The 26,297-nt window shown below is 71.0% G+C and carries 24 protein-coding genes; 9 read left to right on the plus strand and 15 right to left on the minus strand.

The features are described 5' to 3' along the window. Nucleotides 1–8: 8 nt before the first annotated feature. The 10 genes from ACQEVZ_RS00545 to ACQEVZ_RS00590 all read right to left on the minus strand — a co-directional run bounded on the left by ACQEVZ_RS00545 (nt 9) and on the right by ACQEVZ_RS00590 (nt 13,220). Nucleotides 9–911 carry a phosphotransferase family protein gene (locus ACQEVZ_RS00545; RefSeq protein ID WP_433359697.1) on the minus strand — a complete coding sequence of 301 codons (903 nt, stop codon included), beginning with the start codon at nt 909–911 and terminating at the stop codon, nt 9–11. After that, complete coding sequence (locus ACQEVZ_RS00550) at nt 908–2,440, minus strand: AMP-binding protein (protein WP_433359700.1); 1,533 nt, start codon at nt 2,438–2,440, stop codon at nt 908–910. Before ACQEVZ_RS00550 ends, ACQEVZ_RS00545 begins: the two co-directional genes overlap by 4 nt. Then, nucleotides 2,433–5,942, minus strand: a complete 3,510-nt coding sequence (locus ACQEVZ_RS00555) for an ABC transporter permease subunit (RefSeq protein WP_433359703.1) — start codon at nt 5,940–5,942, stop codon at nt 2,433–2,435. Before ACQEVZ_RS00555 ends, ACQEVZ_RS00550 begins: the two co-directional genes overlap by 8 nt. A gap of 15 nt (nt 5,943–5,957) precedes the next feature. Further along, entirely contained in the window at nt 5,958–7,172 is a 1,215-nt protein-coding gene (locus ACQEVZ_RS00560; RefSeq protein WP_433359706.1) for an ABC transporter substrate-binding protein, read from the minus strand. Between the two features lie 83 nt (nt 7,173–7,255). Beyond that, nucleotides 7,256–7,813: a VOC family protein gene (locus tag ACQEVZ_RS00565; protein ID WP_344513068.1), complete on the minus strand. Its 558-nt coding sequence runs from the start codon at nt 7,811–7,813 to the stop codon at nt 7,256–7,258. A gap of 17 nt (nt 7,814–7,830) precedes the next feature. Next, nucleotides 7,831–8,784 (minus strand): acyl-CoA dehydrogenase family protein, encoded by a 954-nt coding sequence (locus ACQEVZ_RS00570; RefSeq protein WP_433359709.1) that lies wholly within the window; start codon nt 8,782–8,784, stop codon nt 7,831–7,833. 7 nt (nt 8,785–8,791) lie between these two features. Then, on the minus strand, nt 8,792–9,196 hold the full coding sequence (locus ACQEVZ_RS00575) for a nuclear transport factor 2 family protein (protein ID WP_360567497.1): 405 nt from the start codon (nt 9,194–9,196) through the stop codon (nt 8,792–8,794). A 36-nt stretch (nt 9,197–9,232) separates the two neighbouring features. Then, nucleotides 9,233–10,420, minus strand: coding sequence for an acyl-CoA dehydrogenase family protein (locus tag ACQEVZ_RS00580; RefSeq protein ID WP_360567498.1), 1,188 nt, complete (start codon nt 10,418–10,420; stop codon nt 9,233–9,235). A gap of 83 nt (nt 10,421–10,503) precedes the next feature. Beyond that, on the minus strand, nt 10,504–11,673 hold the full coding sequence (locus tag ACQEVZ_RS00585; protein ID WP_433359714.1) for an acyl-CoA dehydrogenase family protein: 1,170 nt from the start codon (nt 11,671–11,673) through the stop codon (nt 10,504–10,506). Beyond that, a complete protein-coding gene (locus ACQEVZ_RS00590; RefSeq protein ID WP_433359717.1) occupies nt 11,670–13,220 on the minus strand; it encodes an AMP-binding protein in 1,551 nt (516 codons plus the stop codon). Before ACQEVZ_RS00590 ends, ACQEVZ_RS00585 begins: the two co-directional genes overlap by 4 nt. 112 nt (nt 13,221–13,332) lie before the next feature. Between ACQEVZ_RS00590 and ACQEVZ_RS00595 the strand changes: the two genes are divergently transcribed. The 4 genes from ACQEVZ_RS00595 to ACQEVZ_RS00610 are packed head-to-tail and all read left to right on the plus strand — an operon-like array spanning nt 13,333 to nt 17,707. Further along, on the plus strand, nt 13,333–14,544 hold the full coding sequence (locus ACQEVZ_RS00595; protein WP_433359720.1) for a CaiB/BaiF CoA transferase family protein: 1,212 nt from the start codon (nt 13,333–13,335) through the stop codon (nt 14,542–14,544). Beyond that, on the plus strand, nt 14,541–15,422 hold the full coding sequence (locus ACQEVZ_RS00600) for an SDR family NAD(P)-dependent oxidoreductase (RefSeq protein WP_433359723.1): 882 nt from the start codon (nt 14,541–14,543) through the stop codon (nt 15,420–15,422). The genes ACQEVZ_RS00595 and ACQEVZ_RS00600 overlap by 4 nt, the downstream gene beginning before the upstream one ends. Next, nucleotides 15,415–16,503, plus strand: a complete 1,089-nt coding sequence (locus ACQEVZ_RS00605) for a CaiB/BaiF CoA transferase family protein (RefSeq protein WP_433359726.1) — start codon at nt 15,415–15,417, stop codon at nt 16,501–16,503. The genes ACQEVZ_RS00600 and ACQEVZ_RS00605 overlap by 8 nt, the downstream gene beginning before the upstream one ends. Before the next feature lie 13 nt (nt 16,504–16,516). Then, nucleotides 16,517–17,707, plus strand: a complete 1,191-nt coding sequence (locus ACQEVZ_RS00610) for a thiolase family protein (protein ID WP_433359729.1) — start codon at nt 16,517–16,519, stop codon at nt 17,705–17,707. Nucleotides 17,708–17,738: 31 nt separating this feature from the next. On the opposite strand, the gene ACQEVZ_RS00615 is transcribed toward ACQEVZ_RS00610, so the two are convergent. From ACQEVZ_RS00615 to ACQEVZ_RS00625, 3 genes are all read right to left on the minus strand, one after another. Continuing rightward, entirely contained in the window at nt 17,739–18,107 is a 369-nt protein-coding gene (locus tag ACQEVZ_RS00615; protein ID WP_354903000.1) for a MaoC/PaaZ C-terminal domain-containing protein, read from the minus strand. Between the two features lie 41 nt (nt 18,108–18,148). Then, complete coding sequence (locus ACQEVZ_RS00620; protein ID WP_433359734.1) at nt 18,149–18,598, minus strand: FAS1-like dehydratase domain-containing protein; 450 nt, start codon at nt 18,596–18,598, stop codon at nt 18,149–18,151. 96 nt (nt 18,599–18,694) lie between these two features. Beyond that, entirely contained in the window at nt 18,695–19,699 is a 1,005-nt protein-coding gene (locus tag ACQEVZ_RS00625; RefSeq protein ID WP_433359736.1) for a hydroxymethylglutaryl-CoA lyase, read from the minus strand. 57 nt (nt 19,700–19,756) lie between these two features. On the opposite strand from ACQEVZ_RS00625, the gene ACQEVZ_RS00630 reads away from it, so the two are divergent. The 3 genes from ACQEVZ_RS00630 (at nt 19,757) to ACQEVZ_RS00640 (ending at nt 22,873) form a co-directional block, all read left to right on the plus strand. Continuing rightward, complete coding sequence (locus tag ACQEVZ_RS00630) at nt 19,757–20,731, plus strand: DUF6292 family protein (protein ID WP_433359739.1); 975 nt, start codon at nt 19,757–19,759, stop codon at nt 20,729–20,731. 57 nt (nt 20,732–20,788) lie between these two features. After that, nucleotides 20,789–21,571 (plus strand): SDR family NAD(P)-dependent oxidoreductase, encoded by a 783-nt coding sequence (locus tag ACQEVZ_RS00635; RefSeq protein ID WP_433359742.1) that lies wholly within the window; start codon nt 20,789–20,791, stop codon nt 21,569–21,571. Nucleotides 21,572–21,682: 111 nt separating this feature from the next. Continuing rightward, a complete protein-coding gene (locus ACQEVZ_RS00640) occupies nt 21,683–22,873 on the plus strand; it encodes an IS4 family transposase (RefSeq protein ID WP_433359745.1) in 1,191 nt (396 codons plus the stop codon). A 191-nt stretch (nt 22,874–23,064) separates the two neighbouring features. On the opposite strand, the gene ACQEVZ_RS00645 is transcribed toward ACQEVZ_RS00640, so the two are convergent. Next, nucleotides 23,065–23,412, minus strand: coding sequence for a VOC family protein (locus ACQEVZ_RS00645; RefSeq protein ID WP_354902993.1), 348 nt, complete (start codon nt 23,410–23,412; stop codon nt 23,065–23,067). A gap of 42 nt (nt 23,413–23,454) precedes the next feature. Then, nucleotides 23,455–24,150 carry a response regulator gene (locus ACQEVZ_RS00650; RefSeq protein WP_433359750.1) on the minus strand — a complete coding sequence of 232 codons (696 nt, stop codon included), beginning with the start codon at nt 24,148–24,150 and terminating at the stop codon, nt 23,455–23,457. A gap of 377 nt (nt 24,151–24,527) precedes the next feature. On the opposite strand from ACQEVZ_RS00650, the gene ACQEVZ_RS00655 reads away from it, so the two are divergent. Then, complete coding sequence (locus ACQEVZ_RS00655) at nt 24,528–25,331, plus strand: ABC transporter ATP-binding protein (protein ID WP_344513105.1); 804 nt, start codon at nt 24,528–24,530, stop codon at nt 25,329–25,331. Then, a complete protein-coding gene (locus ACQEVZ_RS00660; RefSeq protein WP_433359754.1) occupies nt 25,321–26,274 on the plus strand; it encodes an ABC transporter permease in 954 nt (317 codons plus the stop codon). The genes ACQEVZ_RS00655 and ACQEVZ_RS00660 overlap by 11 nt, the downstream gene beginning before the upstream one ends. Nucleotides 26,275–26,297 lie beyond the last annotated feature (23 nt).

A 26,297-nucleotide genomic window follows, 5' to 3' on the forward strand; every position in this document is an offset into this window, starting at 1 on the left:
TCCCGTTGTCACCGGAGCAGCCCGAGCAGGTCGTGCTCCACCTCGACCACCCGCCGGCCGACCAGCGCCAGGTCGATCGAGCGGGTCGTCCCGGACAGGTGCCGGTCGGCCTGCTGCAGGCAGCCGACCGCCCAGATCCACGTGCCCAGCACGACCGCCCACGCGAAGTCGGCGTCGGACACGTCCACGCCCGCCGACGCCCGGTATCCGTCGAGGAAGTCCTGGACGTCGCCGAAGCCACCGACCACGCCCGGCCCGCGGAACCGCCAGCTGCGCACCGCGATCCAGCCGAGATCCTCGAGGGGGTCGCCGCGGTGGGCCGACTCCCAGTCGAGGACCCCGACGAGACCGTCGCCGTCGACCACGAAGTTCCCGAGCCGGAAGTCACCGTGGGTCAGGGTCGTCCGGCGGCGCGGCGGCCGGCGCTCCAGCAGCCAACCGTAGGCCAGCTCGAGCACCGGCCGGTCGGGGTCGAGCCGGTCGAGGGTCGCCCGGTATTCGACGAGCCGGTCCTCGTCCGGCAGGGCCGCGACGGCGCCCGGATCGACGGTGTGCAGCCGGCCGAGGGCGTCGCCGCACTGACGGGCCAGCCGTGGTCCGGCGGAGCCGGTCGTCAGCACGTCGAGGATCCGCCGCGGCACCGTCTCGCCGTCGAGCCGTTGCAGGACGAGTCCGCCGGGCACGACCGCGATCACTTCGGGCGCCGCGACGCCGGCCGAGCGGGCGGCCCGGATGACGCTCGCCTCGAAGGTGGCGCCACCGCCGCGGCGCTCACCGGGCGGATCGGCCAGGAGGATGAGTTTGCGGCCCGCGGCCTCCAGGGCCCAGACCTCGCGGGACGAGCCGCCGGTCAGCCGCTCCAATCCGGTCACCGGCTCGCCGAGGGCAGCGGTGAGGGCTGTCTCGTTCATCGTTCGGCCATCCGGTCCCACGTGCCCGCGGTGAACGGGTCGCGTTTGAGCTCCACCTTGCGCACCTTGCTGGTCGGGGTCTTCGGCAGATCGTCGAGGAACTCGATGTAGCGGGGGACCATGAACCGCGGCATCGTGGCCGCGAGGAACTCCGACAGCGCCGGGGCAGCGAGCGTCGCATCCGGCATCGGCACGACACAGATCTTGATCTCCTCCTCCCCGTCGTCGGACGGCACGCCGATGGCGGCGCACTCCAGGACATCGGGGTGGGCGGTGACCATCGACTCGACCTCGAACGACGAGATGTTCTCCGACCGCCGCCGCACCGCGTCCTTCACCCGGTCGACGAGGTAGTAGTTGCCTGTCTCGTCCCGGCGGAAGGCGTCTCCGGTGTGGTACCAGCCGTTGCGCCACGCCCGCGCGGTGTCCGCGGGCCGGCCCAGGTAGCCCTGGTTCATCGTCCACGGCCGGTCGGAGCGCACGATCAGCTCACCGATGTGGCCGGCCGGGACCTCGGCGTCGAAGTCGTCGACGATGCGCAGCTCGTATCCGTCCCGGGCGCGACCGCAGCTGCGGTGGTCGACGACGTGATCGCCGGTCGCGATCGGCCAGCCTGCCTCGGTCATCCCGTAGTTGGTCCGCATCCGCAGCCCGAACCGCTGCTCGAACGCCGCGTAGTCGGGCAGCAGCGGGCCACCGGTGATGCTCTCGACCGGGTTGTCGCGGTCGTCCGGGCGGGGCGGCTGCTGCCAGAGGAAGTTCGCCATCGCGTAGAAGGCCCAGGCCCGGTTGCAGGCGTGCGCGCGGACGTCCGGCCAGAAGCGGTCGGTCTTGAAGCCGTCGCGGAAGACGAACGTCCCGCCCCAGTGCGCGACGATCTGCAGCGGCACCTTGCCACCCAGGTGGAACGCGGCGAACGGTGCGTACAGCACGTCGCCGGGGCCGACGTCGTCGAAGGTGTCGATGCCGGTGATGAGCTGGCCCCACGGCGTGAGCACGCCCTTGGACGGCCCGGTGGTGCCGGAGGTGTAGATGATGGCGGCGGTGTCCCACGGCTTCGGATCCTCGAGCCCGGCCAGCACCGGCGGGCCGTACACCAGCGGCTGCCCGATCTCCAGGACGAAGACCGCGGCGTCGGCGTCCGCGGCCTGCCGGAGCTCGTCGGCGCGGGCCCCGACCGTGACGATCAGGCGGGGCCCGGAGTCGTGCAGCACGTGCCGGAGCATGTCGCCGCGGTAGGCCGGGTTGATCGGCACCTGCACGGCGCGCAGCCACCCGCACGCGATCCACAACGCCTGTTCGTCGACGCACGTGGGCAGCAGGACCGCGACCCGGTCCGACGGCTGCACACCCTGCTGCAGCAGGAGCCCGGCGAACTGCTCGACCCGCCGCTGGAACGCGCCGTAGGTGACCCGGCCCCGTTCGACGTCGATCAGGAAGTCCTGGTCCGCCAGCTCGGTCGCCCGCCGGCGGAGCAGGCCGGGCAGCACGCGGGCCGGGTCCAGCTCCTGAGGCGCGGTCTCACCCACTCGCGACCTCGCTCAGGTAGCTGCGTTCCAGCTTCGACCAGTCCCTGGACAGTTCGGCCGAGGCCCCTTCGGTGATCACCCGGCCGCGCCGCAGCACGTACGCCCGGTCGGCCACCTCCAGTGCCCGCGCCGCCTGCTGTTCGACGAGCAGGACGCCCAGCCCTTCGTCGGCGGCCTGCCGGATGGCCCGTAGCAGCCGGTCGACGACCAGCGGCGCCAGGCCGAGCGAGAGCTCGTCGGCGAGCAGCAGGGCGGGCCGTCCGGCGAGCGCCCGGGCCAGGGTCAGGATCTGCTGCTCGCCACCGGACAGCAGGCCGGCCCGACGGTCGAGCAGCGGGGTCAGTTCGGGGAACGCGTCGAGCGCGAGGGAGCGTGGCCCGCGGCCGAGACGCAGGTTCTCGGCCGCGCTCAGCTGCATGAACACCGAGCGTTCCTCGGGCACGAAGGCCATGCCCTCGCGGGCTCGCCGGTGCAGCCGGGCCGAGGCCGGTCTGCCGCGCCACCGCACGGTGCCGGCCAGCGGCTTCAGCTCGCCGGCCAGGGTCAGCAGCGTCGTGGTCTTGCCCGCGCCGTTGGGTCCGAGCAGCGCCACGATCTCGCCGGGCCGCACCACCAGGTCGAGGTCGCGCAGCGCGGCCAGGTCCCCGTATCCGGCGCTGAGCCCGCGGGCCTCGATGAGCGGCTCGCCGTCCGCGGCCGCCCTGGTCGCGGGCGCCGGTTCGCGCTCGATCACCTCGATCGGACCAGTCTGTGCGGCAGCCTCGTCGGCAGAGCCGTCAGCGGTGTCCTGGGTGCCGAGGTAGGCGGTGATGACGGCCGGGTCGGATCGGATCTCCGCGGGCGTCCCGGTCGCGATCACCTTGCCGAAGTTGAGGACCGAGACCTGGTCGCTCACGTCCAGCACGACGGAGACGTTGTGCTCCACGAGCAGCACCGCCATCCGCAGCTCGGTGGCGAGCCGGCGGATGAGGTGGCCGAGCTCGGCGGTCTCGGTGTCGTCCAGGCCGGCGGCCGGTTCGTCGAGCAGCAGGACCGAGGCGCCGGTGGCGACGGAGCGGGCGATGGCCAGCAGCCGGCGGCGGCCGTACGGCAGCTCGTCGGGTTTGCGTTCGAGGTCGTCCTCCAGGTGGAACTCGCGGATGGCGGCGAGCGCCGCCGGCGAGTACCGGTCCCGGCCCGGGAGGACGAGGTTGGACAGGAACGCGGGCCAGTCCTGGCGGTCGCCCGCGGCGAGCAGGTTCTCCCGGACCGTCATCGTCTCGAACAGTTCGAGGCTCTGGAAGGAGCGGCTGATGCCGGCCGCGGCCCGGCGCTGGGCCGGCCAGCGGCCGATGTCCTGGCCGTCGAGGGTCATCGTGGCGCCCGGGCCGTCGACGAACCCGGTCAACGCGTCGATCAGGGTCGTCTTGCCCGCCCCGTTCGGCCCGATGAGCCCGTGGACCTGGCCCGGCACGAGGTTGAGCGCCACGTCGTCGAGCGCGGTCACGCCGCCGAACCGCACCGTCAGCCCGCTCACCTCCACCGGCCGCTCGACGACGCTGAACGCCGTCTCACCCTCCAGCTCCGCGACATCCCGCCGGCGCGTCCGGCGGCCGCTGCGCGCCGTGATCCACTTGGGGATCAGCCCGGCGGGCAGCCGCTGCGTGGCCAGGCCGTTGGGCAGCTGCGGCAGCACGATGAGCAGGGTCAGGCCGAGGATCATCTGCCCGACCTCGTTGCGCGAGATGAACTGCGCGAACGCGGTGCCGGGGAAGAGCTGCGAGATCACCCCGGAGAGCAGTCCGGCCGGGGCGTACATGGCGCCGATGACGGCACCGACGAGGTATCCGATGCCGCCGATGATCGAGAACACGACCGCGAAGATGGACTGGAAGGCGGTGTACGTCGGCACGAAGGTCACGTTCGGCTGCCGGAACGACAGCAGGACGCCGCCGGCCGCGGCCAGGGCGGCCGAGATGCCGAAGGCGAAGATCTTGGCGCGGGCCACGCTGATGCCGATGCTGGCGGCGGCGCGCTCGTTGGACCGGACGGCCACCAGACGGCGGCCGGCCCGGCCCCGCCGGAGGTTCGCGACCATCAGGGCGGCCAGGATGAACAGCACCAGGCAGAAGATCGCGTAGCGGCTGGGCCAGAAGTACGTGTCCATGTCGATGCCGAAGATCTTCGGCGAGCCCACGTTGATGCCCGTGAACCCACCGGTGCGCTCGGTCGAGGAGAAGATCTGGTGCTCCAGCACCACGGCCAGGCACAGCGTCACCACGGCCAGGTTCATGCCCCGGGTCCGCAGCGCGGGCAGGCCGACGATGATGCCGACCGGGACCGCGCCCACGACGCCGATCAGGAGCGCGGCCCAGAACGGCACGCCGTGATCGGCGACCAGGCGGGCGGCGATCCAGGCGCCCATACCGGCGAGCGCCATCTGCGCCAGCGACAACTGTCCCGTGTAGCCGGTGACGACCACGAGGGACAGCACGACGAGGCCGAGCGCCAGGGTGATCTCGGTGGCGCTGAGCAGGGCCGGCGGGAACACGAAGTACAGCAGCCCGAGGGCGACGAGCCCGGTGCCGAGCAGCACCGGGGGGCGCACGACGCCGGTGCCGAGCTGGGGCGGGCGCTGGATCGCCTCGCCCCGCAGCGGCAGGGAACGCCCGGAGATGACGAGCACGAGGATGATGACGATGAACGGCACCGTCTGGCCCCAGCCGTCGGCGTGCTGGCGCGTGCCGATCCAGGCCACCTCGGACTCGAGCATGCCGATCAGCAGCCCGCCGGCCATCGTCAGCGGGAAGGACTTGAAGCCGCCGAGCAGGGCGGCGGCGAGGGCCGGCACGATGAGCATCGCCAGGTTCTCCACCTGCAGCGTGCCGATGCTGACGATGAGCACGGCCGACACCACGCTGAGCGCGCAGCCCACCATCCAGTTCACGGTCGCGATGGTGTCCGGGGAGATGCCCAGCGCCGAGCTCGCCCGCCCGTTCTCGGCCACGGCCGAGGTGGCGAGGCCGAAGCGGGTGGAGCGGTACACGACCGTGAGCACGACGGCCAGCACCAGCCCGACGCCGAGGATGGCGAGCCGGTCGGTCCCGATCCGGATGCCCGGCAGCACGGTCGTCGACCCGTCCGGCAGGATCGAGGAGACGATCCGGGCCTTCCCCACGCCGAACAGGTACTGACCCAGGCCGAAGAGGAACGCGAAGACACCCAGTGTCGCGATGAGCCGCGACACCGGCGGCGCGTCCCGCAGTGGTCGCATGACGAGCTGATGGATCAGCGCGCCGATGGCCAGGCCCACGCCGATGGCGAGCAGCGCCGCCACCGGCGTGGCCATGCCGGCCTCGCGTTGCAGGTAGAAGACGTAGGCGCCCACCATGCCGACCGCGCCCTGGCTGAAGTTCAGAATCCCGGAGCCGCGGTAGATCAGCACGATTCCGAGGGCGGACAGGCCATAGATCGCGCCGGCCCCGAGCCCGAGTACGGCGAACCTGATCACGTCAGTCAGCATGTGTGGGCCCGGTCCTCAGCTCTTCGGCGGAGTGGTGCAGTTCTGGCCGGTGTAGGCGTCGCGGAAGGTGTCGTACACCGGCAGTTCCTTGCCGCCGCTGTACTTCACGATGAAGGCGCAGGAGGTGAAGATCCGCGGGTATCCGCCCACGTTGCCCTTCTGCCACTGGATCGGCGGGGTGAGGCCGATGTCGATGCCGCTCATCGTCGGCAGCGCGTCCCACAGGGCGGTGTTGGTCGGGTCGGGCACCTTCTTGGCCGCCTCGGCGAAGGCGAGGACGGCGGCGTAGGCGTTGAGCCGGAAGCCCCGCGTCTCGCTGATCCCCTGCTTCGACATGGCCGCGACGTAGTTCTTGGTGGCCGTGTTCTCGTACGACGGCGGCAGGTAGCCCAGTGCCTCGTAGAGTCCGTCCGAGGCTGCCCCGAGGGCGTCGGCGACCTTCTCCTTCTGCGTGCCGATGATGCCGATCGCGATGTTCGGCGCGTCCTTCTTGAGCTGCTTGATGAAGGCGGTCGAGTCGGTGCCCGGCAGCACGGTCAGGATGGCGTCGGTGCCGCCCGCGAGGACGGCCTGGACGTAGGGCGCCATGTCCGCGGCGCCGGTCGGCACGGGCACGTCGTTGAGGATCTTCTGACCGGCGGACGTGAGGCCCTGGTTGGCGAAGCCGCTGAACGCCCCGCCGCCGTCGATCTGGATGCGGGCCATGCTGATCTTCTTGAAGCCCTGCGCGGCCAGCGCGTTGGCCAGCGACGCGGTCTGGATCGGCGTGCTGCCGTCGAGGGGGAACTGCGCGATCTCCGTCAGGTCCGTGCCGGAGGTGACGGCACCGATGATCGGGATCTTCGCCTCCCGGAGGATCTTCTCGTGGCCCTTCTGCAGGGTGAGCTCGCCGACCACGGCCGACACCCCGAGGCTCTGGGCCTGGCGGGCGCAGTTGTCCGCGATGTTCGGGTCGTTGCCGGTCTTGCAGACGGTCATCTCGATCGGCCGTCCTTTGATGCCACCGTTCGCGTTCACCTGCGCCAGACCGGCGTTCGCGCCGTCGACGAGCTCGGGGGCGGCACCCGAACCGGTCTCGTCGTAGATCAGCATGACCTTCACCGGGTTGCCGGCCGATGAGCCGCCGCCCGGGGCGGCGGCGGGTGACTTGGTCTTGTCGTTGCTGCAGGCGGATAACGCGAGTGGCAGAACAAGCATCGCCGCAGCGAGGCGGGTCCGCAGCGTCCTCATGGATGCCTCCATCAAGGCAAAGGGGATTGGGGGGTGTGAGCTGATACTGACATCAGTTTCAGATAAAGGGAACAGGAGACCGCTCAGGCTTTCGCGGCCGTCTTCACCACAGGCGCGGCCGGCTCGTGGCGGACGTCGTCGGGGGTCAGCTTCCGCGTCCAGGCCGCGAACTCCAGCAGGATGCCGTCCGGGTCGAAGAAGTACAGCGAGCCGACGTAGACGCCGTCGTGCATGCGCCGCGCGATCGTGGACGGGCTGTCGTCATGGAACACGACGTGCCCGACCTCCACGCCCTTGGCCTGGAGCCGCTCGCGGTACTCGTCGAACTTGTCGACCGGAATCTGCAGGGCGACGTGGTTCATCGACGCGACGGCGCTGGCGATGTCACCGACCCCGGGCAGCGCACCGGGATGGGTCACACCGGGCACCTTGTCCGGCGCACCCGGGAACCAGAAGAAGGCCAGGGCGTTGCCGCCGCCGCAGTCGAAGAAGAAGTGCTGCCCCATCCCGTTCGGCAGCTCGACCGTCTTGATCAACGGCAGGCCGAGCACGTTGGTGTAGAAGTCCACCGTGCGGCGCATGTCGCTGCACACCAGCGCGAGGTGGTTGATGCCGCCGATCTCGAATTCTCGCTCGGCCATGATGCGCCCTCCAGGGTTCAGTTGATTGAGCCGATCCCGGCCCGGTCGGCCACCAGTTCCAGGTGCAGTGCCGCACCGCCGGCGAGCTGACCGTTGGTGTGGGCCCGCTTGAGAAAGATGTGCGCGGGGTGCTCCCACGTGAAGCCGATGCCGCCGTACGTCTGGATCGCGCCCTCGGCCGCCGCCAGATAGGCGTCGGCGGCGGCGAGCTTCGCGACCGCGGCGGCCAGCGCCGAGTCCGGGGCGTCGGCATCCAACCGGCGCACCGCGTGGTCGACCGCCGCCACCGTCCCGTCGAGCTGACTCGACACGTCGGCCAGGCGGTGCTTGACCGCCTGGAACGAGCCGATGGGGCGGCCGAACTGCATGCGCTGCCGGGCGTGGTCCACGGCGCCCCGCAGCACGGCCCGGGCCCCGCCGATCGAGTCCGCCGCGACCAGCGCGGCGAGCTCCGACCGCAGCCGCTCGGCCTTCCACTCGCCGTCGCGGCCGAGCGGCGTCGTCACCGCCCCGTGGAACTCGACGTGCCACAGGACGCGCGACGGGTCGAGCGTGGGCAGCGGGCGCCGCACGACGCCGCGGGCATCGGCCGGCACCACGAACAGATCCGGACCCGTCGCGATCACGAAGGTGTCGGCCGCTCCCCCCTCGAGCACGTAGGTCCGCCCGCCGTCGGCCGGCACGAGCGCGACCCGATGCCGGCCGCTGACCGCGCCCGCCAGGAGCCGGTCCCGTTCCGGGGACGCGGGCGCGGCACGCAGCGCCCGCAGGCCGAACATGTGGCCCAGCAACGGCGTGGCGGCCGGCACGGCGCCGCACTCCTCGATCGCCACCGCCAGGTCCTCGAGCCCGAGCTCGGCGACACCGAGGTCGAACAGCGCATCCCAGTTCCCGCTGGGTGTACAGCGGGCGACCACGGCGGCCACCGAGGAGCGCCACTGGTCGCGCTCGGCAGCGCTGAGCTGACTCATGGCCGGCTCATGACCGCAGCGCGGCGGCGGCTCGGCTGTCGAGGTACTCGTCGATGCGCGAGATCCGCCCACCGGTCACCGTCACCACCAGGCACGCGGGGATCTCGAGCTCGGTGCCGTTGGGCGCGGTCCCCCGCAGCACGTGCTGCTCCACGTAGCCGGTCGGCGTCGCGTGGCGCACCACGTCCTCGTAGCGCTTGTTGCCGACCTTGCGGTGCAGCCAGTTCAGCACCTTGAGGTTCTCGTCGACGCGCTGCTCGTGCTGATCGTCGTTGTGCCAGACCACCACGTCGGGCGTGTAGATCTCGTCGCGCAGGGCGTCGAGGTCGTTGGCGTCGATCGCCGTGGCCAGTCGCTCGGCCAGCGCGAGCGAGACATCCGCCGGGCTGGTTCGGTAGTCGCTCGTCGTCATCGAAACTCCTTTTCCGTCAGTTGTCGCGGTGCGTGGTCAGCGCACGATCTCCGACCACGGCGCCTGCTCCCGGTAGTCGCCGCGCAGCAGTCGCTTGGCGACCACCATCCGGTGCACCTCGTCCGGGCCGTCGTAGATGCGCGCGTAGCGGGCGTCGCGGTACATGCGCTCGAGCGGCGTGTCCTCGGTGACGCCCAGCGCGCCGTGCACCTGCAGCGCGCGGTCGACGACGTCGTGCAGCATCTGCGCGCCGAAGAACTTGATCAGGGAGATCTCGATCCGGGCGTCCTGACCGGCGTCGATCTTCCGCGCCGCGTCCAAGGTCATCAGCCGGGCCGCCTGGATGTGCGCGGCCGACTCGGCGATGTAGCGCTGGACCTCACCCTTCTCCGACAGCAGCGAGCCGTGCGCGAAGCGGGTCTTGACGCGGTCACACATCAACTCGAAGGCGCGCTGGGCCTGCCCGAGCCAGCGCATGCTGTGGGTGATCCGGCCCGGCCCGAGCCGCGCCTGGGCCACGGCGAAGCCGCCGCCCCGGGGCCCCAGCAGGTTCTCGGCCGGCACCCGCACGTTGTCGTAGCGGACCTCGCAGTGGTTGCCGCCGTAGTGGCCCATGGTCCGCACGACCCGCTCGATGTTGTAGCCGGGCGTGTCGGTGGGCACGAGGATCATCGAGAACTGCTGGTGCTTGGGCGCGTCCGGGTCCGTCTTGGCGAAGAGGGTGGTGTACATGGCGCGGTTGGCGCCGGAGGTGAACCACTTGTGCCCGTTGATCACCCACTCGTCGCCGTCGAGCACCGCGGTGGTCTGGATCAGCGTCGGGTCGGAGCCGGCGACCTCGGGCTCGGTCATGCCGATCGTCGGTCCGGTCACGCCCTCGAACAGCAGCGGGATCCACTGCTTCCGCTGGGCCTCGGTGCCGAACTCCAGCAGCATCAGACAGTCCTGAAAGGACAGTGTGCCGAGGGCTTCTGTTCCCCAGTACGAACGCCCGACGATCTCGTTGACCATGACGTAGTCCATGAACGGCAGGCCGCCGCCGCCGATCGCGGCCGGGTGCCCGAGCGCCCAGACGCCCCGCTGCTTGGCCAGGCTCTTCAGCTCCGCCATCGCCTCGGCACTGCTCGCGTCGTTGCGATCCAGGACCGGTTCCCGCGGGATCAGCTCCTCGTCGACGAACCGCCGCACGTCGTGGCGCTGCTGGGCGAAGTCTCGGCTCGGCACGGACGCCACCTCCGAATTAGCTAATTCTAACATCAGTTTTAGTTTTACATCGACGCTGCCGCGCTGGTCAATGGCCGTAACGGTCAGCGCGGGATCTGCGCCCAGGGCGTGTCTCGGGGCAGGCCGGGCTCCTTGGGAAGCCGCAGTAGTCGCTCCCCGATGATCGTGCGCATGACGTCCGACGTTCCGCCTGCGATCGTGTAGGCCTGCGACTGCAGCCAGGTCCAGACCGGGTCGTCCGGGGCCGGCCCGCCGGACCGCACGGCGTCGGCGTCATAGACGAGCCCGGCCGGGCCGAGCAGCTCCATCGTGAAGCGGGCGATGCGCTGCTCCAGCAGGGCCCGGCGCAGCTTGAGACCGGACGCGCCCGGCCCCGGCCCACCTTCGGCCCGCGTCCGCTGATCCCGCAGCGCGGACAGGCGCAGCACCTCGGCCTCGACCCACAGCCGGGTCAGCTCGACCCGCCGGTCCGGGTCGGACCCGGTCCGGCGCCAGGTGTCGACCGCCAGGGCGATGGCCCCCGACCCGCGCTCCCCGACCGACCCGCCGATCGCGGCCCGCTCGCTCGCGAGCATGGTGGTGGCGACCGCCCATCCTCCCCCGACGTCGCCGAGCCGTGCGTCGTCGCCCAGCCGCACCCCGTCCAGGAAGACCTCGTTGAAGTGCGCACCCCCGGTCAGGTCGCGCAACGGCCGCACCTGCACGCCCGCGGCCCGCATGTCGATCAGGAACGCGGTCAGCCCGGCGTGCTTCGGGGCGCCGGGGTCGGTGCGGGTCAGGGCCAGCCCGAAGCGGGCGGTGTGCGCCAGCGACGTCCATGTCTTCTGCCCGTCGACGACCCACCCCCCGTCGTCGCTGCCGTCAGGGCCGTCGCGTACGGCCCGAGTGGCCAGCCCGGCGATGTCCGACCCGGCGCCGGGCTCGGAGAACAGCTGGCACCAGATGTGCTCGGCCGTGAAGATCGGCCGGAGCAGCGCCCGCTGGGCCGGCGTGCCGTGGGCCATCAGCGCCGGCGCGACCATGCCGATGCCCATGGGGTTGCGCTCCCAGGACTCCAGCCGTCCGGCCGCCGCGAGCAGCGCGTCCACCTCGACCTGCCGGTCCGGGGCAAGGCCGAGCCCACCGGCCCCGGCCGGGTGGTGGACCCAGGCCAGTCCGGCGTCGAACTGGGCCCCCAGCGCCGCGGCCCGGTCGGCGCCATCGGTGTCACGAATGAAGCCGGCGACGCGCCGCCGGAGCTCGTCCTCGTTCACCGGATCAGTGACTCCCGTCCGGCCCAGTACTGGTCCTTCAGCTTCCGTTTGTAGAGCTTGCCGGTGGGCAGCCGGGGCAGCTCGGTCACGAAGTCCACGGAGCGGGGGCACTTGTAGTGGGCGATCGACGCCCGGCAGAAGGCGATCAGCTCCGCGGCGGTCGCCGGCCCGGCATCCACACCGGGGGCGAGGTGCACGACCGCCTTGACCACCTCCCCCAGATCGTCGTCGGGGACGCCGATCACCGCGGCGTCGTACACCTTCTCGTGGGTGATCAGGAGGTTCTCCGTCTCCTGCGGGTAGATGTTGACCCCACCCGAGATGATCATGAAGCTCTCCCGGTCGGTGAGGTACAGGTATGCCTCGTCGTCCAGGTAGCCGATGTCGCCGACCGAGCTGGCGCCGAGCTCGACGTCACGCGTCGCCGCCGTCTTGCCGGGGTCGTTGAAGTACTGGAAGCCGGCCGGCCCCCGGAACCACACCGTGCCGGTCACGCCGGGCGGGCACAGGCTCCCGTCCTCGGCCCGGATGAGCAGTTCGCCACTCGCGGCCCGGCCGACGGTGCCCGGGTGGTCGAGCCACTCCCGCGAGGTGCAGAACGTGTAGCCGATCCCCTCGCTGGCGGCGTAGAACTCCAGGATGATCGGGCCCCACCAGTCGATCATCTGGCGCTTCACCTGGGGCGGGCACGGGGCCGACGCGAGGATGACCGTGCGCAGCGACGAGACGTCGGCGCGGCGGCGGCGCTCCGCCGGCAGCTTCAGCAGGCGGGAGAACATCGTCGGGACCAGCTGCGAGTGCGTGACGCGGTGGGCGGCGACGAGGTCCAGGTACCGCTCCGCGTCGAACGACTCCATGATGACCGCGGTCCCACCCGCCCGCAGCGTCATGGACACGCTGCCCTGCGGGGCCGAGTGGTACAGCGGAGCGGGCGACAGGTAGACGCTGGACCCGTCGAGCCCCCACCGCTGGCTCTGGATGCGTGACCCGAGGGGCTCCTCGGACGGGTGCGCGACCGCGAGCGCGTGGTAGATGCCCTTCGGGCGCCCGGTGGTGCCGGACGAGTAGAGCATGGCCATGCCCAGCTGTTCGTCGGGAATCGGATCCGGCGGCAGGCCGGCGACGGCCCCGTCGTAGGACTCGAACGGCGCCGGCGGGTCGGCGCAGTCGGCCATCAGCCACCGTTCGACACGGGGACACCGCTCCGGCAGCTGCCGGGCGAGGTCGAGCTTGGCGGCCGACGTGACCACGATCCGGGCGGAGCTGTCGTTGATGATGTACGCGGCCTCGTCCGGGGACAGATAGTGGTTGATGCAGGTGTAGTACAGGCCGCTGCGTTCGGCGGCCGCCTCGCTCTCCAGCAGGCGTGGGTTGTTCTCCATGAGCATCGCCACGTGGTCGCCGAAGCGCAGGCCGCTGCGCCGGAAGAGATGCGCCAACCGGTTCGCCTCCGCCTCGTACTCACCGTAGGTGATCCGCGTGCCGGCCTCCGCCATGATGATCGCCACCCGGTCCGGACGGTCCTGCGCGATGTGTGCGGCGTACATCATCGGAGTGTGCCGCAGTCGTCGATTGTGTGCAATAGTGCAGACGAGCACCGCCGAAACGCCAGTTCTACGTGCTCCTGCCATCAGATTGTGCACATTCAGGGGAGCAATCGTGACGAAGCACGGTTCTTCAGGTCCGTTGTCGGGCGTCCGGGTCCTCGAGCTCGGCAGCTTCATCGCGGGACCGTTCGCGGGTCAGCTGCTGGCCGACTACGGCGCCGAGGTGATCAAGATCGAGCCGCCCACCGGGGGCGACCCGATGCGCCGCTGGGGTGTCGTGCAGGACGGCCAGAGCCTCTGGTGGCCGGCCATCGCCCGGAACAAGAAGTCGGTCGCGCTGGATCTGCGCGACCCGGACGGCCAGGCCGTGCTGCGGGCCCTCGCCGCGCGCTGCGACGTGGTCCTGGAGAACTTCCGGCCAGGCACCCTCGACGCCTGGGGCCTGGGCTACCAGACCCTCGCCGACATCAATCCCGGCATCATCGTCGTGCACGTCTCCGGGCTGGGGCAGACCGGCCCGCGGTCGCGCGAGGCGGGCTTCGGCAGCATCGGCGAGGCCATGGGCGGCATCCGGTTCACGACCGGTGACGCCGGGTCGCGCCCGGCCCGGACCGGCATCAGCCTCGGCGACTCCCTGGCCGCGCTGTTCGCCGTTGTGGGAACTTCCACAGCGCTGGTCGAGCGGGCGGCGAGCGGCCGCGGCCAGGAGGTCGACGTCGCCATCTACGAGGCGGTCGCGGCGCTCATGGAGTCGACGATGGTCGACTACGAGCGGGCCGGCATCCTGCGCACGCGAACCGGCAGCGTCCTGCCGGGTGTTGCACCGTCCAATGTGTACCGCACCGCCGACGGGGCCGACATCGCGATCGCGGGCAACGCCGACGCGGTCTACCGCCGGCTCTGCGACGCCATGGGCCGCCCGGAGCTGGCGACCGACCCGCGCTTCGACGACCATGAGGCCCGCGGCCGCAACTCGGCGATCCTCGACGAGGAGATCGAACGCTGGACCACCTCGCTCCCCGCACCGGACCTGCTGCGGATACTCGCGGACAACGGCGTGCCGGCGGGAAAGATCTACACCGCCGCCGACATGGTCACCGACGCGCACTACGCCGCCCGGCAGATGGTGCTGCGGCCGGAGACCGCCGGCGGCACCGCGGGGCCGATGGCCGGCATCGTCCCGAAGTTCAGCCGCACGCCGGGCGAGGTGTCCGCGGTGGGGCCGCGCCTGGGCGAGCACACCCGCGCCGTGCTCGATGAACTGGCCGGGGTGGACGACAAGGCCTGGGACGACCTCCTGCAGCGCGGGATCGTGGCCCAGTGAGCCCGCGCCGGACGGCCGTCGTCACCGGGGCCGGGCGCGGCCTGGGCCGGGCCTACGCGTTGGCCCTGGCCGCCGCCGGCCACGCCGTCATCGTGAACGACCTCGGTGCCGACGACGGACCCGCCGGAGCGGTCGTCGCCGAGATCGAGGCCGCGGGCGGCACCGCCGTCCTGAGCCGGCACGACGTGACGGACTTCACCGCCACCCGCGAACTCGTCGGGCTCGCCGTCGACACCTTCGGCGGGCTCGACGTGGTGGTCGCCAACGCCGGCATCCTGCGCGACCGGACCCTGGCGTCGATGACCGAGGCCGAATGGGACGACGTCATCGCGGTACACCTCAAGGGCACCTTCACCATCGCCCATCACGCCGCCGCCCACTGGCGGGCAAGGGCCAAGGCGGGCGCGGACGTCGACGGCCGGCTGATCACCACGACCTCCGCCTCCGGCCTGTTCGGCAACATCGGACAGTCGAACTACGCGGCAGCCAAGGCCGGCATCGCCGCGTTCACGCTCGTGGCGGCCCAGGAGCTGCGGCCGTACGGCGTGAGCGCCAACTGCGTGGCCCCGAGCGCCCTCACCCGCCTGACCGAGGCGCCGCTGCGCCGCTACGAGGGCGAGATCACCGACCGCCGGCGCGCGGAGCTCGACCCGAACTGGGTGGCGCGCGTCGTCGCCTGGCTCTGCCGGCCGGACACGCGCGACATTACCGGCCGCGTCTTCGACGTCCGCGGCCCGCAGGTCGGCATCGCCTCGGGCTGGCACCTCGAGCCGACCTTCACCCAGCCCGACGACCTCGACGAGCTCGACCGGGCCCTGCGGTCGGCCATCGCGGCCGCCCCGCCCGCCGCGGACATGGAAGGACAGCGTCATGACTGACGGACCATTGCGCGGTGTACGGGTCCTGGAGCTGCTCGGGATCGGCCCCGAGCCCTTCGCGGGCATGCTGCTGGCCGATCTGGGCGCCGACGTGCTCGCGCTGCGCCGCCCCGGCCAGGTGCCCGGCGGCGGCGGGCTGGAGCGGGGCCGGCCCGTGGCCGGCGTCAACCTGAAGGACGCCGGGACCGCGGATGTCGTGCGCGGACTGCTGCCCTCGGTGGATGTGCTCCTGGAGGGATACCGCCCGGGCGTCGCCGAGCGGCTCGGGCTCGGCCCGGAGGACTGCCACGCCATCAATCCGCGGCTCGTCTACGGCCGGATGACCGGATGGGGGCAGACCGGACCGCTGGCCGCCTCGGCCGGGCACGACATCAACTACATCGCCGTCACCGGAGCCCTGCACGCTGCCGCGCGGGCCGGCCAGCCGCCGACGCCCCCGGCCAACCTCCTCGGCGACTTCGGCGGCGGTGGCATGTACCTCGTCACGGCGGTGCTGGCCGCGCTCGTCGAACGTGCGCGCACCGGCACCGGACGGGTGCTGGACGTGGCGATCACCGACGGCACCACCTATCTCGCGTCGATGCTGTACGGCATGCACCGCGACGGGCAGTGGCGGGACGAGGCCGGCACGAACCTGCTCGACACCGGCGCGCCCTACTACGACGTGTACGCCTGTGCCGACGGCCGCCACGTCGCGATCGGCGCCCTCGAACCCCAGTTCTTCGCCGCGCTGGCCGACCTGCTCGGGCTCGGCCCGCAGCTGCGCGAGGATCGCGACGATCCGGCCCGCTGGCCCGCGCTGCGCGCGGCGATCGCCGCGGCGGTGCTCACCCGGACCCGCGACGAGTGGGCCGCCCTCGCCGCCGGCACCGATGCCTGCCTCGCGCCGGTGCTGACCCTCAGCGAGGCACCGCGGCACGGCCAGGCGGTGGCCCGCGCGGCCTTCGCCGACGGGATGCCCCGGCTTCCCCTCGGCCGGGCGGCGGCGACGGCGTCGGCCGCCGACGTCGTGCGGGCCTGGGGTGCGACACCCGAACTGGCCGCCGCGGTCGCGCAGTGGCCGTCGACTCCAACTCGCTGACAAGGGGATCCACATGCATGACGCGGTGATCGTCGACATCGTCCGCTCCGCGTCGGGCCGCGGCAAGCCCGGCGGCGCGCTGTCCGGACTCCACCCCGTGGACCTGCTCGCCACCGTGCTGCGCGCGCTCGTCACGCGCACCGGAATCGAGCCCGCGCTGATCGACGACGTCATCACCGGCTGCGTCGGCCAGGCCGCCGAGCAGGCGGCCAACATCGGGCGCAACGCCGTGCTGGCGGCGGGCTGGCCGCTCACCGTCCCGGGCACGACCGTCGACCGGGCCTGCGGCTCGGGCCAGCAGGCGATGCACTTCGCCGCTCAGGGCGTGATGGCCGGGGCGTACGACATCGTCGTGGCGTGCGGGGTCGAGTCGATGAGCCGGGTCCCGATGGGCACCGCGATGGTCGGGGGCGCCGATCCGTTCGGCCCGGGGGTGGCCGCGCGGCTGGCCGGGAACGGCCTCGTGTCGCAGGGCATCGCGGCCGAGCTGGTGACCGCCCGCTGGGGCCTCACCCGCGCGCAGCTGGACACCTACGCCGCCCGTTCGCACGCGCTGGCCGCGAGGGCCGCCGCCGCCGGGGCCTTCGCCAACGAGATCGTCCCGGTCGACGTGCCGGGCCGCGACGCTCCGCTGACGCAGGACGAGACCATCCGCCCGGCGACCTCGCCGGACGGCCTGGCCGGGCTCAGGCCCGCCTTCTACGACGCCGCCTCCGGCGAACGGTTCCCGCAGATCGGCTGGCACATCACCGCCGGCAACTCCTCGCCGCTGACCGACGGGGCGGCCGCAGCACTGATCATGAGCGCGACGCGGGCGGCCGAGCTCGGGCTGCGGCCCCGGGCGCGGTTCCACGCCTTCGCCCTGGCCGGCGACGATCCGGTCATGATGCTGACCGCGCCGATCCCGGCGACCCGCAAGGTGCTGGCCAGGGCCGGCCTGACCATCGACGACGTCGACGCCTACGAGGTGAACGAGGCGTTCGCGCCGGTCCCGCTCGCCTGGGCGGCCGATCTCGGGGCGGACCCGGAGCGGCTCAACCCGCGCGGCGGCGCGATCGCGCTCGGCCATCCCCTCGGCGGCTCCGGGGTGCGGCTCATGGCGACCCTGGTGAACCACCTCGAACAGACCGGCGGCCGATACGGGCTGCAGACCATGTGCGAGGCCGGCGGCCAGGCCAACGCCACCATCGTGGAACGGCTCTAGAACGGCGCAACGCCACCACCGTGGAACGGCTCTAGAACGGCACTTCGAACACCGCGGTGCCGGCGAGGTGGACCTCGCCGGTCTGCCGGGTCGCCTGGACCGCGACCGTGCAGACGGTGTGTGTCGCGGTCTCCTCGACGGCGGTGACCTCACCGGTGTAGGTGATGATGTCGCCCGGCCACGCGATGGCGCGGAACTGCACCTCGAACCGGCGGACGTTGTCGGGGCCGAGGCGGTCCGCGACGAACGCGGCCAGGACACCGGCCTGCCGCATCCCGACGGCGAACACCGACGGGAACCCGGCGGCACGGGCGAACTCGGCGTCGTGATGGATCGGGTTCATGTCGCCGGACGCGCCCTGGTAGCGCACGAAGTCGGTGACGGTGAGCGGGCCCTGCACCAACGGCGCCCCCAGAGGGCCCACCGCCGGGCGCGACGCCGTCATTCGGCCGGCGCCGATGCCGTCGGGGCCTGCTCCGTCACGACGAGCGTGGCCCGGGCCTCGGCGACCAGCCGTCCGTCGGCGTCGCGGAACTCGGTGACGATGTCGGCGAACTCGAGCATGCCGCCGCGCCGGCCCTGCTTGGAATAGACGCGATCGATGCGCTGGCGGCCGTGCAGCACGGTGCCCGCCCGTGGCGGCGGCCCGTGGAACACGTACTGCTGGCCGCCGTGGAGGACCCGCGACAGATCCGGCGGCTCGTCACCCCACGGTGAACTGGCGTCCGTGGTCCAGAAGGCGCTCGACGCCAGGAAGGTGGGCGGGGAGATCGGGTCGTCGCCGGAGTACAGCGGATGCTCCGAGCCGACGGCCGCGGCGAACTCACGGATCTTGCCCCGCTCGACCGTCATCGTGAACTCGGCACCCGACCGGCCCTCGAACTTCGACATCTGACCCATGTGCACATCGCCTCTTCCCACACGGTTGAGCCATGCAGCCGTGCTCGATTGTACACAATCTATCAGCCTTGCAGCACCTCGTCGTGCCTACGGAAACCGCCCGGCGCGCAGCAGCTGACCGGGCAGCTGCCGGCCGAGCACCTCGGTGATCCAGGCCGAGACGGACAGCAGCGCGTCGAGGTCGACGCCGGTGCTCACGCCCTGACCTTCGAGCAGGTAGACGAGGTCTTCGGTGGCGATGTTGCCGGTCGCGTTCGGCGCGAACGGGCAGCCGCCGATACCCGCGACGGAGCTGTCGAGCACCGATGCGCCCGCCTCCAGTCCCGCGATCGCGTTGGCATACCCGGTGTTCCGGGTGTTGTGCAGGTGCAGCCCGAGGGGAATCCCGAGCCCGGCCGCGCCGGTGAGCAGGCGGGTGACCTGCCGCGGCACCCCGACACCGATCGTGTCGGCGAAGATGAGCTCGTCCGCGCCGGTCGCCGCGGCCCGCTCCGCGATGGCCAGCACCCGTCCCGGGTCGACCACTCCTTCGAAGGGGCAGCCGAACGACGCGGCCAGCGTGATGCTGGCCCTCCGGCCGTCGGCGTGCGCCGCGGCCACGATCGCGGCGGCCTCGGCGAGCGACCGTTCAACGGCACGTCCCTGGTTGCGCTGGTTGAACGTCTCGGTCACGCAGAAGGCCATCCGGGCCTCCACGCACCGCGTCGCCGCCAGCCGTGTGTATCCGCGCTCGTTGAGCACCAGAGCGACATGGTCGACGCCGTCCACCGGCCGCATCGCGGCGCAGACCTCCTCCGCGCCGCTCATCTGCGGTACCCGGGCGGGATTGACGAAACTGACCACCTCGACGCTCGTCAGCCCGGTGGCCGACAGCCGGTCGACGAACTCCGCGCGCACCCGGGGGCTCAGATGGTCCGGCTCGTTCTGCAGGCCGTCACGTGGGCCCACCTCGCAGATTCTGACGGTCACGGGCTCCCCCTGGTTTCGTGCTGGCGGGCATCCGCACGACACCCTCTTGACCACCAACGGCCGCCAACCTACCGCCCGCTCGCTGGTTTGTACACAATCTAGGCCGGCATGGCATGCCGGCACAAGAATCGTCCGGCGTCGGCCACCTCCGGCGGTACCGAATCCGGGTACGGTGCGTCGGTGAGCGGATCGACGGCGGTGCCGGACCCGGCCCAGCGAACGCGGGCGATGCTGGTGCTCGCCGAGCCGGACCTCGGCGCCAGCGCGTTCCGGCTCGACGCGGCGCAGCGTGCGCTCGACGCGGGCTGGGCGGGCACGATCACCGAGCTGCTCACCGTGCTGCGCGGCATCGACGAGCCAGGACGCGGCGAGGTGGTGACCGACCACGCCGAGGCGCTGCGGGAGCAGCCGCACTACGGCTACCTCCTCGCCGTGGATCGCGCGCTCGCCGAGCACGGGGTGCGGGTCATCGCCCGTACCGTCGAGACAGCCCACTCCCTGCAGGGTCAGCTCACCGTCGACCTGGCCGCCTCGGTGCCCGCGTTCCCCGACAGCCGCCGGTTCGACGTCGTCTGGGACGGCACCGGCGGCTGGTCATACCGCCTCGACCGCCGCACCGTCTCCTACTCCGACGGGCGGCGCGGCCGGTCCGTGTACTGGCAGCAGGGCCTCCTCCCCGAACCGGCCGCGGTCGCCGGCTGGATCGCCCGGGCGCTCGCCGGCGACCTGTCACTGCCGGCGCGACAGGGGTGGCACCTGGACGCCGACGAGCTCATGACGGCGCTCCGGGCGCACGACTCCCCCACACTCGCCGACCCGATGGTGCCGACCCGCACGTCCCCGGTACGGCCCGGCAGCCTCGACCAGATCCTGCAGCGTGGCTTCGACCGCACCCTGCCACCCCCGCCACGGGCCGGCGACGACGTCTACGTGCCGTCACGGTTCTGGCGCGACCTCGCCCCCGGCGCCGAGCTCCACGGCGGCCTCACCCAGATCGTCGAGGTCCGGGAGCGCCCCGGCGAGCTGGACTGGTACGAGGTGACCATCACCGTCGGCGAATGGGAGGAGAACTTCGACTGGGACTGGCTCGCGGGGAAGCAGGCCGAGTTCCGCCAGCAGTACGGCGACGCCCGCGCCACCCTGGAGGGGTGGTAGCTCGGCTCACGGCTGGATCGCGGGAAGAATGGCGGTAACGATTCTGGAGGAGTGCTGATGCGGCGGTTCGAGGGCAAGGTCGCGCTCGTCACGGCGGCGGCACAGGGCATCGGGCGGGCCGTCGTCCGGCGGATCGCCGCCGAGGGCGGTGCGGTGGTCATCACCGACCTGCAGGAGGACGCGGTCGCAGCGCTGGCCGAGGAGATCGGCGCGGAGCACGCGCTCGGCGTCAAGGTCGACGTCACCTCACGCCCCGACGTCGACGCCGCGGTCGCCGCGACGGTGGAGCGGTTCGGCCGGCTCGACCTGGTGGTGAACAACGCGGGCGGCTGCATCGTCACCACGATGCCCGAGGACACCTCGGCCGAGGACTGGCACCGCCAGCTCGACTTCACCCTCGTCGGCGCCGCCCGCTGCATCCAGGCGGCCATCCCGCACCTGGTGAAGACCCGCGGCAACGTCGTCACGATCAGCTCGGTCAACGCCATCGCGGCCTTCGGCAACGTGGAGTACGCCGCAGCCAAGGCCGGCCAGATCGCGATGTCGCAGAACTACGCCGCCCGGTACGGCCCGCTCGGCGTGCGCTTCAACGTCGTCGCCCCCGGCACCATCCGGACACCGAACTGGGACGACCAGCCGGGCGCGCTGGACCAGCTCACACCGATGTACCCGCTCGGCCGCGTCGGCGAACCGGAGGACGTCGCCGCGGCGGTCGCATTCCTCGGCTCCGACGACGCCGCCTGGATCACCGGCCACACCCTCCCCGTCGAGGGCGGCGTACTGACCGGCCCCAACCCCATCAACCTGAGCCCACCCGACACCCTTCACCAGCACCTTTAGCAACCGCGACACCTCAAGGCCCAGACGCAATGCCACGTGGCTTAAGTTGATCTTGATGGTTCGATGGCGCGGTGGTGATGGTGGCTGACTGCGGGGTTCTACTGTGGCAGGGTGACACAGGATTCGGATACTTCGACTGATGACGTGGGCGTGGTCAGCCGACCGGATCAGGTGTCGTTGGGGGTGTTGGTCGCTGCGGTTCCGCGGTTCAAGATCGACGAAGCGGTCGCGGTGTGCGGGGTGGCGGAGAGGCGTCGGGGCGGCAAGCTGCCGCCGCACGTGACGGCGTATCTGACGATGGCGTTGTGTCTGTTCGCCGAGGACGGCACCGAAGAGGTCGCGCAGAAGGTGACCGGTTCGCTGTCGGCGTTCGGGGTGTGGGATGCCAGGTGGGCACCGCCCACGTCGTCGGGCATCACGCAGGCGCGGAAGCGGCTGGGCCGCGATGTGTTGCGGGAGACGTTCTACCGGGTCGCGGAGCCGATCGCGCAGCCGGCCACCCGCGGGGCGTGGCTTCGAGGCCGACGCTTGGTGGCCATCGATGGGTTCGATGTCGATGTGCCCGACACCGCCGAGAACGCCGCCGAGTTCGGCTACGCCGGCAACGCCCAAGCCCGGTCGGCGTTTCCGAAGGTGCGAGTGGTCGCGTTGACCGAATGCGGCTCGCAGGCGTTCATTGACGCTGAGGTGGGTCCGTGGGCGCACAGTGAGAAGGCGATGGCCGCCACGCTGCTGCCCACACTGTCGTCGGACTGGTTGCTGATGGCCGACCGGTGCTTCTACAGTTTCGAGGCGTTCAGCGCGGCAGCGCTTACTGGCGCGGCGTTGTGTTGGCGGGCGCCGACCCAGCTGCGTCTGCCGGTGCTGGAAGTTCTGTCCGATGGCACCTACCTGTCCGTGCTGATCGACCCACAGATCCGGGGTCAGCACCGTGCGCGGCTGCTCGCGGAGGCGAAAAGCGGCGCCAAGCCGGATCCCGCTGCCGCGCATGTGGTCCGCATCATCGAGCACGACATCCCGAATCGCGACAGCAGCGAATTGATCGTTCTGATCACCAACATTCACGACCCGGCCGATGTCACCGCCGCCGAGCTGGCCGGCAGCTACCAGCAACGCTGGGAAGCCGATGCATCCAACGGCCAGCTCAAGATGCGGCTGCGCGGTCCCGGCAGGGTGCTGCGCTCACGCAGCCCGGACCTGGTTCATCAAGAGGTCTGGGCCCACCTGCTGGTCCAGCACGCGATCAGCGCCCTGATCTGCCGGGCTGCCACCGGCGCCGACCTCGCAGCCATCACAGAATGATCACCTTGAGCTACCCGGCACTGGGCCCAGACGTACCCCGGTTGCTGTCAGCAACCCAGGGATGTACCAGCCCTGAAGCCACGTCAACGCGTCAGGCCCGTCAACGTAGGAAATAGGATCTTGCCCGCTCATGTGGTCATGATGCCGCAGGAGCCTGAGCTCAACATCCGCGAGGCTTCATTGCGATGAGGTCATTCGTGCTGTGTCACGTTGATGACCGTGCCGCTCGGGTCTCGGACGAAGAAGCGGCGCAGACCCCACTCCTCGTCCGTGAGGGGGTAGACGATCTCGGCTCCGGCCTCGACAGCGCGGCTGAACACGGCGTCGACGTCGTCGACCTCGATGGAGATGTCGGGGTGCACGCCGGCCTTGACGTCCAAGCTCATGACGCTGAGCTGCACCTCACGACGGTCCGTCCCGAAGAACAGGATCCAGTCGAGACCGGCCTGCTCCTGCAGCCCGACCACCGTCGTGTAGAAGGCCCGACTCTCATCGAAGCGATCGGATCGGATGTTGGGCTTGATCCGCTTGACAGCCATGCCCCGAGTCTATGGCGCGACGAATGAGCAGGCACCGGCATGTCAGCGCCCAGGAAGGCTTGGCCCGGGTCCGGAATCGCCGCCGGTTGGGCCCTTCCAGCGGTACAGGTGTTCGGGGCGACCGGTCGCGCCGTAGCGCAGGCTCATCAATGCCAGACCGTCCTGCTCGAGAGCGGCTAGGTAGCGTTGCGTGGTGGCCCGCGCGATGCCGAGTTCGGCTGCGATCTCCGCGGCGGTTCGTGCCGTGTGGGGCAGCACCTGGAGGCGTTCCGCGACGAGCCGGGCGGTGACGCTTGAGTGTCCCTTCGGCGTGACCGTCCGGTCGCCGGAGTGCAGGTGGCGTCGGCAGCGGTCAATGTCTTCCTGGTTGAACGTGCCGCCGGACGACATGGCGAGCGCTGTTCGGTAGCGGCTGTACGCGGTGAGGCGGTCGACCAGCTGTTCGGCCGTGAACGGCTTGAGGAGGTAGTTCAATGCGCCGTGTGCGAACGCTTTGCGGACGGCGGCCGCATCGGACATCGCCGTCAGCATGATGGTGTCGACGTCGGTCTCGGCCAGCACCGTGAGGCCCGAGTCGTCGGGCAGGTAGGTGTCGAGCAGCATCAGGTCAGGTTGCTCATGGGCGAGCATCCGGCGGGCGTCGGTCGCCGTCAGGGCCGTTCCGACGACCCGGAATCCGGGCACCCGGTCGGTGTAGCTCACGTGGACCTTCGCGACCCGGAAGTCGTCCTCCACCACCAGGACTCGGATCATCAGTCGACCTCCGCTGTTCGGTCAGCGGGTGTGCGACGGGACCACATCTCCGGCTGAACCAGCCACGCCTCGCCGCTGAGTTCGTGAACCGCGCGTCGGCTGCAGCGGGCCCAGATTAGGTTTGCACGTCGCGTCGTGTCAATCGCGTCGCTCGTCATGCAGGCACGACGTGCGACGCAGGGGCCGGATCCCGGGCCATCTGCCACCCGTGAGCCGCCGCGAGCAAAACGCGCGAAACCTCCAGAACGTCAATTGCCTTCGCAACAACGGCAAGGCTGGAAGCCAGCTGGCCGGCTCCCTAACCTCCTCGCAACACCCCGGTGAAACACCCCTGAAATCGCCGGGCAACACAAGGAGGAGACGTGACCCAACCCGTGATCGAGTTGAGGGAGGCGACCAAGCGCTTCCGCGGCTCGACCGGAATCATGACAGCGGTTCAGAACCTCACCATGACCATTCGCCCCGGCGAATTCGTGGCGGTGGTCGGCCCGACCGGCTGCGGCAAATCCACCACGCTGTCATTGGTTTCGGGCCTCGAACCGGCATCTTCCGGCGAGGTTCTGGTGGGCGGCAAGCCGGTGCAAGGAATCCCGGCGGGCATCGGCTACATGTTCCAGCAGGACGCGATCATGCCGTGGAAGAACGTGCTGGACAACGTCGCCGCCGGACCGCGTTTCCGTGGCGTGCGCAAGGCTGACGCGCGGGCCGTCGCGACGACCTGGGTCGAGCGGGTCGGCCTCGCCGGTTTCGAGTCCTACTACCCCCATCAGCTTTCCGGTGGCATGCGCAAGCGGGTAGCGCTCGCGCAGACACTCGTCAACGAACCGAAGATCATTCTGATGGACGAGCCGTTCAGCGCGCTGGACGTACAGACGCGCAGCCTGATGCAGGACGAGCTGCTGCGACTGTGGGCCGGCACCGGCGCGGCCGTGATCTTCGTGACGCACGACCTCGAGGAGGCGATCGCACTCGCCGACCGGGTCGTCGTGCTGACCGCCGTCCCGGCGACCATCAAGGCCGACTTCGTGATCGATCTTCCTCGACCCCGTGACGTCGAGGAGATCCGTCTCACCACGGCGTTCCTCGACATCTACCGCGAGATCTGGGACTGCCTGCGCGAAGAGGTCGCCCGAGCGAGAAGGGGAGCGACGCTCAATGCTGCCTGACACCGACGCACCGCGGCACCCGACGCGGGCACCGTCCGCAGACGCCGAACGCGCGGCGGTCGCGGCCGCGCGCAGATCACGGCACCGCCATCTCGCACTGGTCTGGGGCGTCCGGATCCTGCTGGTCACGGTCGGCCTGTCGGCGTGGGAGCTCGCCGCGCGCTACTGGGTCGACTTCGACGGGCGGACCCACTTCAGCAAGCCGCTGGACTGGAAGGACAACGCCCAACGCTGGGGCATCGACCAGTTCTTCTACTCCCAGCCCTCGCAGATCTGGCAACGCCTGCACGACTGGTTCACCGTCGGGCCGAGCAGCGGCCCGATCTGGGAGCACATCGGCGTCACCCTCTGGGAGGCGACGTCGGGCTTCGTCATCGGATCGATCGCCGGCGTCGTGCTCGGCATCCTGCTCGGCCGGGCCCGCTTCGCCGCGGAGGTGCTCGCCCCGTTCATCAAGGCCGCCAACGCCATTCCGCGGATCGTGCTCGCGTCGCTGTTCGTCATCTGGTTCGGCCTCGGCCTGTCCTCCAAGATCGCCACCGCCGTCGTCCTCGTCTTCTTCGCGGTCTTCTTCAACGCGTTTCAAGGCGCCCGCGAGGTGGACCGCAACCTGGTCAACAACGCCCGCATCCTGGGGGCGAGCCGGACGAAGGTGCTCACCTCCATCGTCATCCCGAGCGCCACATCCTGGATCCTGGCCTCGCTGCACGTCGCCTTCGGCTTCGCGCTGATCGGCGCCGTCGTCGGTGAGGTCATCGGCGCCAAGCGCGGCCTCGGCCTGCTGATCGCCCACTCCCAGGGCACCTTCGACGCGGCCGGGATCTACGCCGGAATGATCATCATCACCGTCGTCGCCCTCGGCGCGGAGTGGCTGCTCACCGCGCTCGAGAAACGCCTGCTCCGCTGGCGCCCGCCTTCGGCGAGCGAAGCCAGCCATGTCTAGCGACCATCCACAAAGGAGTGACT

The organism is Dactylosporangium sp. CA-152071 (genome assembly GCF_050936335.1).
GTDB classification, from domain to species: domain Bacteria; phylum Actinomycetota; class Actinomycetes; order Mycobacteriales; family Micromonosporaceae; genus Dactylosporangium; species Dactylosporangium maewongense.